Genomic DNA, 17,409 nt, shown 5'->3' on the forward strand with positions numbered 1-17,409 from the left:
TATTATTATTCTTTTTCACGTCCAAAACGCTCAAAAATATTTACATACGTATTAAAAGTTGTTTTATGTTTATCATAGAATACTTTGTCATTGTTCTCTTTCATAACATGCAGTAAACTTCTGTAGCGCTCAATATCTGTAATAATATCAATTGCTAAATCTGTTTGGTCTGAAGGGCTCAACGTTTTGTAATAGTCTAGATTTTCTCTGTACTTATTCACTAATTTGTCTAATAAATCGTGAGCTTTTGCGGTTTCGCCAACTTTATAATAACCTCCTGCAAATGGTTCAACTAACGAGTAGTAACCAAACTTGTCTAAAGGCATTTTTGTAATGGCTAAATTGATAACATTTTTAGCTTTATCGATTTTGCCTTCAGCAATAAGTTCATTCATCAGGCGAGACAAGTTTGTACGGTATGTAATACTGTTTCTTCTTGTTTCCGGATCGTGATAGATTTTTTCACTTTCGCTGTTACCCCAATCCCATTTCATTACAATATCATACATTTTATCAGCGTCAATTTGTCCCATATCCATAGGGCCTCCGTCTTTAGATGGCGGGTTTTTAATTGGAACCAATTTATAAACCATTCCGTCTAATTGCAGATAATCTTTAAGCCATAAATAATCTTCATCGTCAAAAGCACCACCGCTAAAATAAATTGGACGTTTCCAGTCATTATTAGCCAAAATATCCAGCATCATTAATCTGTTTTTGTAAAGTGCATTTCCTTTAATCGTAATGTCCATGTATGGAACAATCGAATCATTGTATTTTGAGTTTACTACTTTATTTTTGATAATGGTGTTTTTGTCAACATTAATTCTGATTTTATTGGTAGGGTAGAAATGAATTGTCTGTCCGTTTTGTAACCCAACAGTAGATTTTGGATTTTTAATAAAATCAATAAAATCTTTAATGTTCCAGCGAGTGTCAATTTTTTGAATATACGCTACATAATCAAGATTATCTCCCACATATTGACTGTGATTAAAAGATATTGGAAGCGGATCTGATTCGTATGATTTGGCCTTCATTTGATCGATATACCAGTCTGTCATGAAAAGACTTGTATTTACAATTTTCACGTCGGTTCTAAAATGTTCAATTTCCTGTGCATACCAAAGCGGGAAGGTGTCGTTATCTCCAATAGTATACAAAATTGCATCTTTATCGCAAGAGCTTAAATATGCTTTTGCCATTGCAACAGCAGTATATCTGTTTGATCTGTCGTGGTCATCCCAGTTTTGAGAAGCCATTAAAACAGGAGCTGCTAATAAACTTCCGGCAATGATTACTGGTCCGGCAATTTTTGGAGCAACATACTTTTTAAAGCTTTCATATAATGAATAAACTCCAAAACCAATCCAGATGGCAAAAACATAGAAAGATCCAACAAGAGCATAATCTCTTTCACGAGGCTCAAAAGGTCTTTCGTTCAAGTATATTTTTAATGCAATTCCTGTAAACAAGAATAAAGCTAAAAGAACATAAAAACTTTTAAGGTCTTTATTGGCATGATACATTAATCCAATTAACCCTAAAATAAAAGGAAGGAAATAGTAAACATTTCGTCCTTTGTTGTTTAATACATCAGAAGGAAGGTTGTCCTGGGAGCCTAAATGAAGCGAATCCAGAGCTTTAATACCACTGATCCAGTTTCCGTCTAAGTTGTCGTATTTTCCCTGAACATCGCTTTGACGTCCAACAAAATTCCACATTAAATATCTCCAGTACATATATCCAAATTGGTATTCGAACATAAAACTGAAATTGTCGGCAGCTGTTGGTTTTTCGATTGTTAAATAATCACCGTAGCTTCTTAAGAATTTAATATAACCCTCATTGTCAATTTGTTTTTGAGCGTAAGCGTGTCTAAATTCAGAAACTGTTTTTTCTACTTCATTACGAAGCTGGGCGATTGCTTTGTTGTATTCTTCTTCGGTTAACTGACTTGCATCGATACCATATTTTGCTAAATCATCCTCATAATCATAATTTGGATTGATTTTGAATTTAGGAGGATTTGTAAAGCTGATGTAATTTTGAATGTGTCCTGTTTCGGTGCTCCACATTCTTGGCAGAATTGTTTTTTGATTGTCATCAGAATTTTGTTCTGCGTTTTTATAATTATTGGTAATGATATATTTACCTGTTTTGTAATCTCTTTCGTAATTAGGCTTTTTGTCTAAATATGGCGTTTTAGCATCAAGTCCTGCAAAAACTTCTGTGTATTGAGGGCCGTAAAACAAAGGGTTTACACCATATTGCTCACGATTGTAATATGCCAAAACCTCGGCAGCATCAGAAGGTTTGTTTTCGTTAATTACCGGATTAGCATTTGCACGTACCGGAAGCATCATCCAGGTAGAGAAACCAATTAATATAAATAAGATACAAAGGATAATGGTGTTGTAGAAAATTAATCCTTTTTGTTTCGTGAATTTTAATCCAAAATAGAAGAAAGCAATTAAAACTAAAACTACAAAAATAGTTCCTGAGTTAAAAGGAAGTCCAAGGCTGTTGACCATGAAAACTTCTGTTTTACCAAAAGAAGCCATTGTTAAAGGAAGAAGTAATTTGAAAATAAATAATAAAATTCCAATTACAACAATATTAGCAATGATAAAGTTTTTAATAGTTACTTTTTCGTAATGTTTAAAATAGTATAAAAATCCAATAGAAGGAATTGTTAGAAGTGCCATGAAGTGAACTCCAAAAGAAAGTCCAATAACCAGCGAAATGATTAAAAGCCATTTGTTTCCTTTTGGTTTGTCCATGTCCTGCTCCCAGCGTAAACCCAGCCAGAAAAGCAGTGCAATTAATAAAGAAGCCATTGCGTAAACTTCGGCTTCAACAGCATTAAACCAGAAACTATCTGAAAAAGTATAAGCTAATGCTCCAACAAAAGAACTTCCTAAAATAACAATTGAATTGTTTTGATCAATTTCTGCAAAACGTGCTACGATCATTTTTAAAATCATAGACGAAGACCAAAACATAAATAAAATTGTAAAGGCGCTTGAAAAAACAGACATCATATTTACCATTACGGCTACATGCTGGGCATCTATAGCAAACATTGCAAAGAAAGCCCCCATCATTTGAAATAAAGGTGCTCCAGGAGGGTGGCCAACTTCTAATTTAGCCGCTGTAGCAATATATTCGCCACAATCCCAAAAGCTCATTGTAGGTTCAACAGTTAGTGTGTAAGTAATTAAAGCGATTGCAAATGCAAACCAACCAATAATTGTATTCCATTTATTGAAATTGAATTGTGCCATATTTAGGTGTTAAAATTTTGTATGTTTTCAATCCTACAAAGAAAATGTTTTTTTATGTAAAGAAACGAGCATTAACAAAAAATTCTATAAAACTATATGTTAAGAGTAATGTGTTGTGTATAAGGTGTTTTTGATGTTGATGAGAATTGGAAAGTGAAAAAAAACAAAAAAAGTGATTTTTTTTGGTTAAAAAATTTGTGCAAACTAAATAAAACCTTAAATTTGCACTCGCTTAACCGCACTGCTGGTCTATGGTGTAATGGTAACACTACGGTTTTTGGTGCCGTCTTTCTAGGTTCGAGTCCTAGTAGACCAACATAAAAGCTTCTCAGAAATGAGAAGCTTTTTTTATGCAAAAAAAGTTTTGCTGAAAATTTGCATAAACGAAATAAAGTTTTAATTTTGCACCCGCTTAACCGCACTGCTGGTCTATGGTGTAATGGTAACACTACGGTTTTTGGTGCCGTCTTTCTAGGTTCGAGTCCTAGTAGACCAACGTAAAAAGCCTCTCAGAAATGAGAGGCTTTTTTTATGGAATATTTTTTCTGAAAAAAAAACGTTTAAATCTTTACTGTTAAAACAGGTTTTACAGAATGGTTTACTAATCCTTCGCTGATGCTTCCGTTAAAGAAGTGAGCAAAACCAGTTCTTCCGTGTGTACACATTCCGATAATGTCTGCATTTATACTGTTTGAGAAATTGATTATTCCTTTTTCAATATTAGTATCGTTGTAAATGTGTGTTGAATAATTGCTAAGATTAAATCCTTCTACAAAACTTTGTAATGCTTTTTCTGTTACATGCGTTGGTTTAAAGCTGTTTGGTGTGCAGATGGAAACTAAGTGTATTTTTGCGTCAAAGAATTTGGTGAAGTTTAAAAGTTTTTCAAATGGTTTTTTAGTCTCTTCTGTAAAGTCAGAAGCAAAAACTATGTTAGATATGTTGAAATTTGAAATATCTTTCTTTATTACAAGAACAGGAATTTCAGAATTTCTAACTACTTTTTCAGTATTCGATCCAATTAAAAGTTCTTCCATGCCAGATGAGCCGTGAGATCCCATAACGATAAGATCAATGTCTTGTTCTTTGCTTACCTGAGTTATGCCGTGAATAGGTTTGTCCATCTTTACCATTTCAGTTACCGAAATTCCGTCTAAAAAAGGACTGTTAGAAACCTTGTCCAGGGTTTCGTTTGCTTTTTGCATAAAAAGCATGGTTTCTGGTATGCTGACGCCTCCAAATATTGCATCGTTTGACTGATGTGGTAATTCCAGCATGTGCAAAATAATAATTTCGGAATTGTTTTTCTTGGCAATTTGCGCAGCGACTTTTAAAGCATGCTCTGCGTGTTCTGAAAAATCAGTAGGTACTAAAATTCGTTTCATGATTTTAGGGTTAAGGGTTTAAAAAATCTGTTAATATTTGGTATTATAAAGATAGCGAATATTTTTGCAGCAATCTATTTATTTGATTTATAAAAAAATCACTATATTTGCACCGTTATTTATTAAAATCTAAATAATGAGGGGACTAAGTGTCCCCTCTTTTTATAAAATTATGACATTTAAGGAAAAGGTAAACGAATTAATTACAGAAGCGCTTCTGGAAAAGCCATCGATCTTTTTGATTGATCTGGCTGTTTCGGATTCTTTTAAAATTAGCGTTGGTTTAGACGGAGATAATGGAGTAGCGCTGCAGGATTGTATTGATATTAGTCGTGCAATAGAGAATAATCTGGATCGTGAAGAGCAGGATTTTTCACTTGAAGTGGCATCAGTTGGGGTAGGATCTCCTTTGAAATTAATAAGACAATACAAGAAAAATATTGGTAGAACGCTGATTGTTACTACAAATAATGAAAAAATCGAAGCAGAATTGATAGAAGCTAACGATGTTTTTATAATTTTGTCTTGGAAGGCAAGAGAACCTAAAAAAGTAGGAAAAGGAAAAGAAACAGTTCAAAAAGAACAACAGATACCTTATACAGAGATAAAAGAGGCAGTTGTTACAGTAACATTTTAATTAAAGAATTCGCATGGAAAATTTAGCATTGATCGATTCATTCTCAGAGTTTAAAGATAATAAACTTATTGATCGTGTAACGCTTATGGCAATTTTGGAGGACGTGTTTAGAAATGCATTAAAGAAAAAATACGGTTCTGATGATAATTTCGATATCATTATAAATCCTGATAAAGGAGATATGGAGATTTGGAGAAGAAGAGTTATCGTTGCTGATGAAGATCTTGATTTTGAGAACGAAGAAATTACTTTGACTGAAGCAAGAATGATCGAGGCGGATTTTGAAATTGGTGAAGAGGTTTCTGAAGAGGTTAAATTGATTGATTTAGGAAGAAGAGCTATTTTGGCTTTGCGTCAAAACTTAATTTCTAAAATCCACGAACACGATAATACAAATCTTTATAAGCAATTTAAAGATATTATTGGCGATATTTACACCGCAGAAGTGCATCATGTACGTCCAAGAGTTGTAATTTTGGTGGATGATGAAGGAAATGAGATTGTTCTTCCAAAAGAAAAACAAATTCCATCTGACTTTTTCCGTAAAGGAGATAATGTTCGCGGAATTATTGAAAGCGTTGAATTAAAAGGAAATAAACCTCAAATTATTATGTCTAGAACTTCAGAGAAGTTTTTAGAGAAATTATTTGAGCAGGAAATACCTGAAGTATTCGACGGTTTAATTACAGTTAAAAATGTAGTTCGTATTCCGGGAGAGAAAGCAAAAGTGGCGGTAGATTCTTATGATGACAGAATTGATCCGGTTGGAGCTTGTGTGGGAATGAAAGGTTCTCGTATTCACGGAATTGTACGTGAACTAGGAAATGAAAATATTGACGTAATAAATTATACAAACAATATTCAATTGTTTATTACTAGAGCGCTAAGCCCTGCAAAAGTTTCTTCAATCAAAATTGACGAAGAAGCAAAAAGAGCTGAAGTTTTCTTGAAATTAGAAGAAGTTTCTAAAGCAATTGGTAGAGGTGGACACAACATTAAATTAGCAGGTCAGCTGACAGGTTATGAATTAGATGTTATCCGTGAAGGAGATGTTGCCGGTACTGTTGCAGATGAGGACGATGTGGAGTTGACAGAGTTTTCAGATGAAATCGAAGAATGGGTAATTGAAGAGTTTGCTAAAATAGGTTTGGATACAGCAAAAAGTATCCTGAAACACGACGTAGAAGATTTAGTAAGAAGAACAGACTTAGAAGAGGAAACGATTCTGGATGTTATGAAAATACTAAAAGAAGAGTTTGATAGTTAAGCGATAGCTGAAGTCTGCTCTAACAACACAACTAAAAAGGTAATAATAAAAAGGTTATATGTCTGAAGAGAGAGTAATAAGAATAAACAAGGTTTTAAGGGAGTTAAATATCTCGTTAGAAAGAGCTGTAGATTATCTAAAAGATAAGGGTATTGCTATTGATGCAAATCCAAATGCGAAAATTTCTGACAGTGAATTTAATATCCTTCAGAGCCAATTTGCGGGCGATAAGGGGAATAAAGAAGCTTCTAAAGAGGTTGGAGAAGAAAAAAGAAAAGAAAAAGAAGCGTTGCGTGTAGAGCGTGAAAAAGAAATTGAGGATAAACGCAGACAAGAAGAGGAGCGTCAAAAACAACAAGAAATAATCAAAGCAAGAGCGGTTGTTTCCGGACCTGTACAAGTGGGTAAAATTGATTTAAATCCAAAGAAACCTGCTGTTACTCCAGAAGAGCCGGTTAAAACTGAAGAGCCTAAAACTGTTACTCCATCTCAAACAGAAAAACCTGTTCAAAAAGAAACAGTACAGCCTGAGTCTGTTGCTCCTGTTGTTTCCGAAGAGAAAAAGGTAGAAAAACCTATTATTACTGAGAAGAAAGAAGTAAAAGCTGAAAGTTCTAAGACAGCTCAGGAGCCGATTATTTCAACGGACCCAACAACTGCTGAGGAAACGATCACTACTCAATATCAAAAGTTATCAGGAACTACTCTTACTGGGCAGACTATTGACTTGTCTCAATTTAATAAGCCTAAGAAGAAAAAAGAAGATCCAAAAATTACCCCAAACAAACCGGGAACTCCTGGTGTTGGGAATAATAATAACAATGCTAATAAAAATAAGCGTAAAAGAATTGCTCCTAAACCTGGTACGCCAGGGGCGCCAAAACCTGCTGCAGGGAATGCGCCGGGAACTCCAAATCCTAATAAAATTACACCTAATACAGGTGGAGGTTTTAATGCTAACAGAAATGCAAGACCAGGTTTTGTAAAAGGAAACCGCCCTGCAATTGTAGCAAAAGTGGAGCCTACGGAAGAAGAAGTGAAAAACCAAATTAGAGAAACTCTTGAAAAACTTCAGGGTAAAGGAGGTAAATCTAAAGCGGCAAAATATAGAAGAGATAAAAGAGAAACACACCGTCAGAAATCTGATGATGAGCAAAGAGCTCTTGACGAAGGAAGTAAGACTATTAAAGTTACAGAATTCGTTACTGTTGGTGAAATCGCGATTATGATGGATGTGCCGATTACTAAAGTAATTGGAACTTGTATGTCTCTTGGTATCATGGTAACCATGAACCAGCGTCTGGATGCTGAAACATTAACAATTGTTGCTGATGAATTTGGTTATGATGTTGAATTTATAACTGTTGACATCGAGGAGGCAATTGAAGTTGTTGAGGATAAAGAAGAAGATTTAGTAACAAGAGCGCCAATTGTAACCGTAATGGGTCACGTTGACCACGGTAAGACATCTTTACTGGATTATATTCGTAAAGAAAATGTTATTGCTGGTGAGTCTGGAGGTATTACGCAGCATATTGGGGCGTATGGAGTTACTTTAGATAATGGACAAAAAATTGCATTCTTAGATACTCCGGGTCACGAGGCGTTTACCGCGATGCGTGCACGTGGAGCTCAGGTTACAGATATTGCAATTATTGTAATCGCTGCTGACGACGATATCATGCCGCAAACAAAAGAGGCGATTAGCCATGCTCAGGCAGCTGGTGTACCAATTATTTTTGCGATCAATAAGGTTGATAAACCAAATGCTAATCCGGATAAGATTAAAGAAAGATTAGCTGGTATGAATTTACTTGTTGAAGATTGGGGAGGAAAAATCCAATCTCACGATATTTCTGCAAAAACAGGATTAGGAGTAAAAGAATTACTGGAAAAAGTATTATTAGAAGCAGAGATTTTAGATTTAAAATCTAATCCAAATAAAGCGGCACAGGGAACTGTAGTTGAGGCTTACTTAGATAAAGGAAAAGGATATGTTTCTACAATTTTAGTTCAGGCAGGAACTTTGAAAATTGGAGATTATATGCTTGCAGGAAAACATCATGGTAAAGTTAAGGCGATGCATGATGAAAGAGGGCATACGATTTTAACTGCTGGTCCCTCGACACCGGTATCTGTTTTAGGTTTAGACGGAGCTGCAACTGCGGGTGATAAGTTCAATGTATTTGAAGATGAAAAAGAAGCAAAACAAATTGCATCTAAACGTTCTCAGTTAATGCGTGAACAATCAGTACGTACTCAAAGACATATTACACTTGATGAAATTGGACGTCGTATTGCTCTTGGTCAGTTTAAAGAATTAAACGTAATTCTTAAAGGAGACGTTGATGGGTCTGTTGAAGCATTATCAGATTCGTTCTCTAAACTTTCTACAGAAGAAGTTCAAATTAATATCATTCATAAAGGAGTTGGTGCAATTACTGAAACCGACGTTAACCTTGCTTCTGCTTCAGATGCAATTATTATTGGATTTAACGTTCGTCCTGCAGGAAATGCAAGACAGCTTGCAGATAAAGAAGAAATCGATATCCGTTACTATTCTATTATCTATGCGGCTATCGACGACTTAAAAGATGCAATGGAAGGAATGCTTGCTCCTGAAATGAAAGAAGAAGTTTTAGGAACGGCTGAAATTCGTGAGATTTTCAAAATTTCTAAAGTTGGTTCAATCGCAGGATGTATGGTAACTGATGGTAAAATTCTTAGAACTTCTAAAATTAGAGTTATTAGAGATGGAGTTGTTGTTCATACAGGTGAGCTAGTTGCTTTAAAACGATTCAAAGATGATGTTAAAGAAGTAACAAAAGGTTACGACTGCGGTATTCAGATAAAAGGATTTAATGACATCGAAATTAACGATGTAATTGAAGCTTACCACGAAGTAGCGATCAAAAAGAAATTGAAATAATATTCAATAATTCATATTAAAGTCCCAATGAAAATTGGGACTTTTTTTATGGTCTTTTTGCAGTTTTTGTTTTTACAGTTTTTTAAATTGAAAACAGTTTACTGATGTTGAATTTTAATCTTATTTTTGATCTAATAATTAAAATTTATACAATATGAAATTATCAATATATTCAATCGTTTTGTTTTTTGGTTTTTCTTCTTTGTGTTTTTCTCAAGAGGATGTGGAAAAGGCAGCGCCGCCAGCAGGAAATGCCTTGGTTGGGGATTTTTATGGAGCAGATATTTCGGGAGCTGTTGTTAGTAAAGCGGTATCTGTTGAAAAATTAGAGGCAGAATTAAAAAGTGCTCAAAAAGCAGAAGGAATTGCAGTAAAAGGGGAGGTGACTGATGTGTGTAAAAAAAGAGGCTGCTGGATAACTCTTAAAACAGAAGATGGTTCTTCTTTCTTTGTAAAGATGAAAGATTATGCGTTTTTTGTTCCAACGACTTTAAAAGGAAAAAATGTGGTTTTACAGGGGAATGCTGAAAGAAAAGTTACGTCTGTTGATGAATTAAAACACTATGCAAAAGACGCTAAAAAGACCAAAGCTGAAATAGATGCTATCAATCTGCCGAAAGAAGAAGTTCGTTTTTTGGCAGACGGCATTAAGGTTGTAAACTAGTTTTTTGATAGGGAAAATTAGTTTTAAGCTTAATAAATTTTAAGTCTCAATTTTAATTGAGACTTTTTTATTTGCTAAAGGTGGTTGTATTTTGTGTAGAAAACGACTTGTGATATAGTAGTTGTTGTGGTTGATTTATTGTGATTATAAAACGAGCTGATATAATGAAATGATGTGTCAGTGAAGTACTTTATTGTATTTGTAGACATAAAAAAAGCGAGATAACTATCTCGCTTTTTTTATTCTTAATTATTTGCCTGGTTTTAGTAAAAATACGCTCTTGTATTTTTTTCTAATATCAATCAGATTTCTTTCTGCTTCGATTCTGGATTTGAAATTCCCAACAATCACTTTGTAATTTGGAGTGTTGAATATTATAGTTCCGTCTATGTTAGTATATTCTCTTTTAAAGTCGGATAATGTCTTTTTGGCCTCTTCACTTTTACCGCTGAAAATTTGAATTCTATAAGAATCGTTTGTACTTATTGATGTGTTAAATTTACGTTTGTCATTCAATAACTGTTCAAATTTAGGATCTTGATTCAATGTTAAATTTTGGCTTTGAGCATGATTACTGTATGCTAAAGTGAATAAAGTTAATGTTAAGAAAACGTTTTTTGAAGAGCTTAAAATTCTCATAATGTGATGGTTTTTATGCAAAAATACTATTTAAAGTTTGTATGCGAAATTTTAATATTATTTAGAATTGATATAAATTGATATTTAAGAGTATTTTAAGGTTTTGAGAATAGTTCATAAGTCGTATTTTTGTGCAAGTTTTAAAAGAAGGTATTAATTTTTGTCTGATTTACTACAGAAAAAATCATACCAAAAATTAGTAGATAATTATTATACTATATGAAAAAGGTGGGTAACCATAATTCGATCTCAAGAAAATTATTACTTAGTTTATCGCTAACGTTAATTTTCTCCCTAACTTCATTTGCTCAAGATCCTGCTGCAGCTCCTGCGGCGACTGAAGCTGCTGCTCCGGCTGCTGCATCTGGTGGTGATCCGGTAAAAGGGAAAGAACTTTTTAATGCAAATTGCGCTGCATGTCACAAATTAGATGCTAAATCAACTGGTCCGGCTTTAAGAGGCGTTGCTTCTAAGCATGACATGGCCTGGATTTACAAATGGGTACACAACAGTTCTGATATGATTAAATCAGGAGATCCTGTTGCTGTTAAACTTTTTGAGGAAAACAACAAAGCGGTAATGACCTCTTTTCCTCAATTATCTGAAGGTGATATTGATAATATTATCGCTTATACTTCTGAAGTAAAAGCTGAGCCAGCTGCAGCTGCAGGCGGTGCTGCTACTCCTCCTGGAACAAACGTTGAGGGTGGCGGAATTTCTAACAATATTATTTTAGGGGCTCTTGCTCTTGTAATGGCTATTTTAGTTGTTATGTTGTTCATGGTGAACAAAGTATTAACTAAAGTTGCTAGTAATAACGGAATTGAAGTTGCTCCAAAAGAAGGTAGAACTCCAATCTGGAAAGCTTTTGCTAAAAACCAATTTTTAGTATTAGTTACTTCAATATTCCTTCTTTTGGCTAGTGGTTATTTTGTATACGGATACTTAATGCAGGTTGGTGTTGATCAAAACTATGAGCCAATTCAGCCAATTCACTATTCACACAAAATTCACGCTGGAGATAATGAGATCAATTGTAAATATTGTCACTCTGCTGCACGTGTAAGTAAAACTGCTGGTATTCCTTCTTTAAATGTTTGTATGAACTGTCATAAAAATATTTCTGAAGTTGCTGAAACTACTGCTACCGCTGAATACAGCAAAGCATTTTATGATGCTCAAATTCAAAAATTATACGATGCTGTTGGATGGGATAAGACTAAACAAGCTTATACAGGAAAAACACAGCCAGTAAAATGGGTTCGTATTCATAATCTTCCTGATTTTGTTTACTTCAACCACTCACAACACGTTTCTGTTGCAGGTGTTGAATGTCAAACTTGTCACGGTCCTGTACAAGAATTTGAAATCATGAAGCAATACTCTAAATTAACAATGGGATGGTGTGTTGATTGCCATAGAAAAACTGATGTTAAGATGGAAGGAAACGCTTACTATGAAAAAATTCATGCTGAACTTTCTAAAAAATACGGTGTAGAGAAATTAACTGCAGCGCAAATGGGAGGTTTAGAATGCGGTAAATGCCACTATTAATCGAATTATTAAGATTTTAATATATATATACAATGTCATCAAACAAAAAATACTGGAAAAGTGTTGAGGAGCTAGAAAATAGCTCTATTGTTGAGGCGCTTAGAAATAACGAGTTTGTTGAAGAGATTCCTACAGAAGAATTTCTAGGGAATGCAGATGCTTTAGCTTCATCTGGAACTTCACGTCGTGACTTTTTAAAGTACGTAGGATTTAGTACTGCGGCAGTTACACTTGCTGCTTGTGAGGGTCCTGTGCACAAGTCTATCCCTTATGTATTACAACCAGAGCAAATCATTCCTGGGGTTGCAGATTATTATGCAACTACTGTATTTGACGGTTTTGATTTTGCTAATCTTTTGGTAAAAACTCGTGAGGGTCGTCCAATTAAAATTGAAAACAACACCATTGCTGGTGCTAAGTTTTCGGCAAATGCAAGAATTCATGCGTCTATCTTAGGTTTATATGATAGTATGCGTTTGAAAGAGCCTAAATTGGATGGAAAAAACAGCAGTTGGTCAGCAGTTGATTTAAAAATTAAATCAAGCTTAGCTGATGCTAAAGCTAAAGGAGGTCAAGTAGTATTATTGACTAATACATTAGCGAGCCCAACTACTGAGAAATTAATAGCTGAATTTATCGCTAAAAATCCAAATGCTAAGCATGTTGTTTATGATGCAGTTTCTTCTTCTGATGCATTAGATGCATTCGAGACTGTATACGGAGAGAGAGCTTTAGTAGATTATGATTTTTCAAAAGCGTCATTAATTGTATCTGTTGGTGCTGATTTCTTAGGAGACTGGCAAGGTGGTGGATATGATGCTGGATATGCTAAAGGACGTATTCCGCAAAACGGAAAAATGTCTCGTCACTTCCAGTTTGAATCAAATATGACATTATCTGGAGCAGCTGCTGATAAGCGTGTTCCAATGACTACTGCTGCTCAAAAACAAGCTTTAGTTCAAATATACAATATTGTTGTTGGTGCTTCTGTTCCTGTTGCTTTAGATGGTGCATTTAAAGCAGAGGTTGTAAAAGCTGCACAGCAATTAAAAGCTGCAGGTACAAAAGGTGTTTTAGTATCTGGAATTGAAGATAAAAACGCACAATTATTAGTTTTAGCTATTAATCAGGCATTAGCTAGTGAAGCTTTTAGTACAGCTGGTACAAGACAAATTAGAAAAGGTTCTAATGCTGTTGTAGCTCAGTTAATTAAAGACATGAATGCTGGAAGTGTTCATACTTTGATCATGAGTGGTGTTAACCCTGTTTATACTTTGGCTGATTCTGCTTCATTTGTATCTGGGTTAGAAAAAGTTAAAACTTCAGTTGCATTCTCTTTAAAAGAAGATGAAACTGCTGCTAAATCTACAATCGCTGCTGCTGCGCCTCATTACTTAGAGTCTTGGGGAGATGTTGAAATTACAAAAGGTACTTACAGTTTAACTCAGCCTACTATTCGTCCTATTTTTGATACAAAACAATTTCAAGACGTTTTATTGTCAGTAAATGGAACACCTGGAAACTTTTATGATTATTTAAAAGCTAATTCTGGAACAATCATTACTGGTTCTTCTTGGAATAAAGTTTTACATGACGGAGTTTTTGTGGTAGGGTCTTCTGCTTTAGCTGGAGGTTCTTATGACTACGCTGGTGCTGCAAGTTTGCTTTCTAAATCAAAGTCTTCAGGAGAACTAGAATTAGTATTATATACTAAGACAGGTATGGGAGATGGACAGCATGCAAACAACCCTTGGTTACAAGAGTTTCCAGATCCAATTACAAGAGTTTCTTGGGATAATTATGTTACAGTTTCACAAGCTGATGCTGAGAAATTTAAATTATCTAATGAAATTGTTGCAAATGGAGGATTAAATGGTAGTTATGCAACTATTACTACTGCAGACGGTCTTAAATTAGACAATGTTCCAGTAATTGTTCAGCCAGGACAAGCTGTTGGTACAGTTGGTTTAGCGGTTGGTTATGGTCGTAAAGCTGCTTTAAAAGAAGAAATGCAAGTAGGTTTAAACGCTTACGCTTTATATAAAAATTTCAATAGTGTTCAGTCTATCAACATTGCTAAGGCAAGTGGAGAGCATGAGTTTGCTTGTGTTCAAGGACAGAAAACTTTAATGGGTAGAGGAGATATTATTAAAGAGACTACTTTAGAGATCTTCAATACTCAAGATGCAAAACATTGGAACGAACAGCCAATGGTATCTTTAGATCACCAAGAAGTAGAAGCTACTACGGTTGATTTATGGGAATCGTTTGATCGTACTACAGGTCACCATTTTAATCTTTCTATCGATTTAAATGCTTGTACTGGATGTGGAGCATGTGTTATCGCTTGTCATGCTGAAAACAACGTTCCTGTTGTAGGGAAAGCAGAGGTAAGAAGAAGCCGTGATATGCACTGGTTACGTATCGATAGATACTATTCTTCTGAAAGTACTTTTGAAGGTGATAACGAAAGAAAAGAAGGAATTGCAGGTTTATCTAGTTCATTATCTACATTTAATGAAATGGAGAAACCAGGAGCTAATCCGCAAGTAGCATTCCAGCCTGTAATGTGTCAACACTGTAATCACGCACCTTGTGAGACAGTTTGTCCGGTTGCTGCAACTTCTCACGGTCGTCAAGGTCAAAACCACATGGCATATAACAGATGTGTTGGTACTCGTTACTGTGCTAATAACTGTCCATACAAAGTACGTCGTTTCAACTGGTTCTTATACAACAAAAACAGTGAATTCGATTATCACATGAATGATGATTTAGGTCGTATGGTATTAAATCCAGACGTAAACGTTCGTTCTCGTGGAGTTATGGAAAAATGTTCATTCTGTATCCAAAGTACTCAAGCTGTAATCCTTGAAGCTAAACGTCAAGGCAGAGTAGTAGGTAAAGACGAGTTCAACAATGCTTGTGCATGTTCTGCAGCTTGTTCTTCTGGTGCTATGGTATTTGGAGATGTAAATGATAAAGAAAGCGAAGTTGCTAAATTGGCAGAAAGCGATAGAATGTATCATTTATTAGAACATGTTGGTACAAAACCAAATGTTTTCTATCACGTAAAAGTTAGAAACACTTAGTAAAATTATTAATTAAGAAACAATATAAAGGATTATGTCGTCTCATTACGAAGCACCCATTAGAAAACCTTTAGTTATAGGTGATAAATCATATCACGATGTAACTGTAGATGTGGCAGCGCCTGTTGAAGGACCTGCAAATAAACAATGGTGGATTGTATTTACAATCGCATTAGTAGCCTTCCTTTGGGGGTTAGGTTGTATAATTTACACCGTATCTACCGGTATCGGAACTTGGGGATTAAATAAAACAGTTGGTTGGGCTTGGGATATTACTAACTTCGTTTGGTGGGTTGGTATTGGTCACGCGGGAACTTTGATTTCTGCAGTACTTTTACTTTTCCGTCAGCGTTGGAGAATGGCTATTAACCGTTCTGCGGAAGCAATGACTATTTTCTCAGTAGTTCAGGCAGGTTTATTCCCAATCATTCACATGGGTCGTCCATGGTTAGCATACTGGGTTTTACCTATTCCAAACCAGTTTGGATCTTTATGGGTAAACTTTAACTCACCATTGCTTTGGGACGTATTCGCGATTTCAACTTATCTTTCAGTATCATTAGTTTTCTGGTGGACTGGTCTACTTCCTGATTTCGCTATGCTTCGTGATAGAGCTATTACTCCATTTAACAAAAGAGTTTATTCTATCTTAAGTTTTGGATGGAGCGGTAGAGCAAAAGACTGGCAGCGTTTTGAAGAAGTATCTTTGGTACTTGCTGGTTTAGCTACTCCACTTGTACTTTCTGTACATACAATTGTATCTATGGACTTTGCTACTTCTGTAATTCCAGGATGGCATACAACAATCTTCCCTCCATACTTCGTTGCTGGAGCGGTTTTCTCTGGATTTGCAATGGTAAATACCTTGTTGATCGTTATGAGAAAAGTTTCTAACCTTGAAGCTTATATCACATTACAGCATATTGAGTTAATGAACATCATTATCATGATTACTGGGTCTATTGTTGGTGTAGCTTACATCACTGAGTTATTCGTAGCTTGGTATTCTGGTGTAGAATATGAACAGTATGCATTCTTAAACAGAGCTACAGGACCTTACTGGTGGGCTTACTGGTCTATGATGACTTGTAACGTATTTTCTCCTCAGTTCATGTGGTTCAAAAAATTAAGAACTAGTATCATGTTCTCATTCATTATTTCGATTGTAGTAAATATTGGTATGTGGTTTGAAAGATTCGTAATTATTGTTACTTCTTTACATAGAGATTATCTTCCATCTTCTTGGACAATGTTCTCACCAACATTTGTTGATATTGGAATTTTCATCGGAACAATTGGTTTCTTCTTTGTATTGTTTTTACTATACTCTAGAACATTCCCTGTAATTGCTCAGGCGGAGGTTAAAACAATTTTGAAAGGAACAGGAGATAATTACATTAGAGAAAGAGCAAATAAAGATTCACATCATGAGTAATAAAGTAATATACGCCATTTATAATGACGATGATATTTTGATGGATGCAGTAAAGAAAACCAGAGCTGCTCATCATCATATTGAAGAGGTTTTTACTCCATTCCCAGTTCACGGATTGGATAAAGCCATGGGTTTAGCACCAACAAGATTAGCAATTTGTGCTTTCCTATATGGATGTGTTGGTATTTCTGTTGCAACAACAATGATGAGTTATATCATGATTCATGACTGGCCACAGGACATTGGTGGAAAACCAAGTTTTAGTTTCATTCAAAACATGCCATCTTTTGTGCCAATTATGTTTGAAATGACTGTGTTTTTTGCTGCGCACTTAATGGTAATCACTTTTTACATGAGAAGTAGATTATGGCCATTTAAGCAGGCTGAAAATCCTGATGTAAGAACAACAGATGACCATTTCTTAATGGAGGTTGCTGTAAATGATAACGAAGCAGAACTTGTTTCTTTCTTTGAAGGAACTGGAGCTGTAGAAGTTAAAGTAATTGAAAAGAATTAATTG

At 35.0% G+C, this 17,409-nt stretch carries 11 protein-coding genes and 2 tRNA genes; 10 read left to right on the plus strand and 3 right to left on the minus strand.

The window, feature by feature from the left end; translation table 11 throughout:
* Window positions 1–5 precede the first annotated feature (5 nt).
* Window positions 6–3,287 carry a glycosyltransferase family 117 protein gene (locus ABD859_RS08610; RefSeq protein ID WP_345142957.1) on the minus strand — a complete coding sequence of 1,094 codons (3,282 nt, stop codon included), beginning with the start codon at window positions 3,285–3,287 and terminating at the stop codon, window positions 6–8.
* Window positions 3,288–3,532: 245 nt separating this feature from the next.
* Here ABD859_RS08610 and ABD859_RS08615 point away from each other — a divergent pair.
* Together ABD859_RS08615 and ABD859_RS08620 are read left to right on the plus strand one after the other, a co-directional pair.
* Window positions 3,533–3,603, plus strand: a tRNA-Gln gene (locus ABD859_RS08615).
* A 109-nt stretch (window positions 3,604–3,712) separates the two neighbouring features.
* Window positions 3,713–3,783, plus strand: a tRNA-Gln gene (locus ABD859_RS08620).
* 64 nt (window positions 3,784–3,847) lie between these two features.
* Here ABD859_RS08620 and ABD859_RS08625 read toward each other — a convergent pair.
* Window positions 3,848–4,672, minus strand: a complete 825-nt coding sequence (locus ABD859_RS08625) for a universal stress protein (RefSeq protein ID WP_345142960.1) — start codon at window positions 4,670–4,672, stop codon at window positions 3,848–3,850.
* Between the two features lie 172 nt (window positions 4,673–4,844).
* Between ABD859_RS08625 and rimP the strand changes: the two genes are divergently transcribed.
* The 4 genes from rimP (at window position 4,845) to ABD859_RS08645 (ending at window position 10,169) form a co-directional block, all read left to right on the plus strand.
* On the plus strand, window positions 4,845–5,309 hold the full coding sequence (rimP, locus tag ABD859_RS08630) for a ribosome assembly cofactor RimP (protein WP_044047587.1): 465 nt from the start codon (window positions 4,845–4,847) through the stop codon (window positions 5,307–5,309).
* 13 nt (window positions 5,310–5,322) lie between these two features.
* The gene (nusA, locus tag ABD859_RS08635) at window positions 5,323–6,576 is read left to right on the plus strand and encodes a transcription termination factor NusA (protein ID WP_345142964.1); all 1,254 of its coding nucleotides are present in this window, start codon (window positions 5,323–5,325) and stop codon (window positions 6,574–6,576) included.
* A 58-nt stretch (window positions 6,577–6,634) separates the two neighbouring features.
* Entirely contained in the window at window positions 6,635–9,505 is a 2,871-nt protein-coding gene (gene infB, locus ABD859_RS08640) for a translation initiation factor IF-2 (RefSeq protein ID WP_345142966.1), read from the plus strand.
* Between the two features lie 154 nt (window positions 9,506–9,659).
* Window positions 9,660–10,169 carry a DUF4920 domain-containing protein gene (locus ABD859_RS08645; RefSeq protein ID WP_345142968.1) on the plus strand — a complete coding sequence of 170 codons (510 nt, stop codon included), beginning with the start codon at window positions 9,660–9,662 and terminating at the stop codon, window positions 10,167–10,169.
* 249 nt (window positions 10,170–10,418) lie between these two features.
* Here the strand turns inward: ABD859_RS08645 and ABD859_RS08650 are convergent, their stop codons facing one another.
* Window positions 10,419–10,808: an SPOR domain-containing protein gene (locus tag ABD859_RS08650; RefSeq protein WP_345142971.1), complete on the minus strand. Its 390-nt coding sequence runs from the start codon at window positions 10,806–10,808 to the stop codon at window positions 10,419–10,421.
* Between the two features lie 219 nt (window positions 10,809–11,027).
* Here ABD859_RS08650 and ABD859_RS08655 point away from each other — a divergent pair, with 219 nt between their 5' ends.
* Genes ABD859_RS08655 through ABD859_RS08670 form a run of 4 tightly spaced genes read left to right on the plus strand, consistent with a single transcriptional unit; the run spans window position 11,028 to window position 17,406 of the window.
* Window positions 11,028–12,362 (plus strand): cytochrome c3 family protein, encoded by a 1,335-nt coding sequence (locus tag ABD859_RS08655; RefSeq protein WP_345142975.1) that lies wholly within the window; start codon window positions 11,028–11,030, stop codon window positions 12,360–12,362.
* Window positions 12,363–12,394: 32 nt separating this feature from the next.
* On the plus strand, window positions 12,395–15,454 hold the full coding sequence (locus tag ABD859_RS08660; protein ID WP_345142978.1) for a TAT-variant-translocated molybdopterin oxidoreductase: 3,060 nt from the start codon (window positions 12,395–12,397) through the stop codon (window positions 15,452–15,454).
* Between the two features lie 34 nt (window positions 15,455–15,488).
* Window positions 15,489–16,889 (plus strand): NrfD/PsrC family molybdoenzyme membrane anchor subunit, encoded by a 1,401-nt coding sequence (nrfD, locus tag ABD859_RS08665; RefSeq protein ID WP_012023712.1) that lies wholly within the window; start codon window positions 15,489–15,491, stop codon window positions 16,887–16,889.
* The gene (locus tag ABD859_RS08670) at window positions 16,882–17,406 is read left to right on the plus strand and encodes a DUF3341 domain-containing protein (RefSeq protein WP_025572651.1); all 525 of its coding nucleotides are present in this window, start codon (window positions 16,882–16,884) and stop codon (window positions 17,404–17,406) included. The genes nrfD and ABD859_RS08670 overlap by 8 nt, the downstream gene beginning before the upstream one ends.
* Window positions 17,407–17,409 lie beyond the last annotated feature (3 nt).

This window comes from Flavobacterium ginsengiterrae (assembly GCF_039539785.1).
GTDB lineage: Bacteria > Bacteroidota > Bacteroidia > Flavobacteriales > Flavobacteriaceae > Flavobacterium > Flavobacterium ginsengiterrae.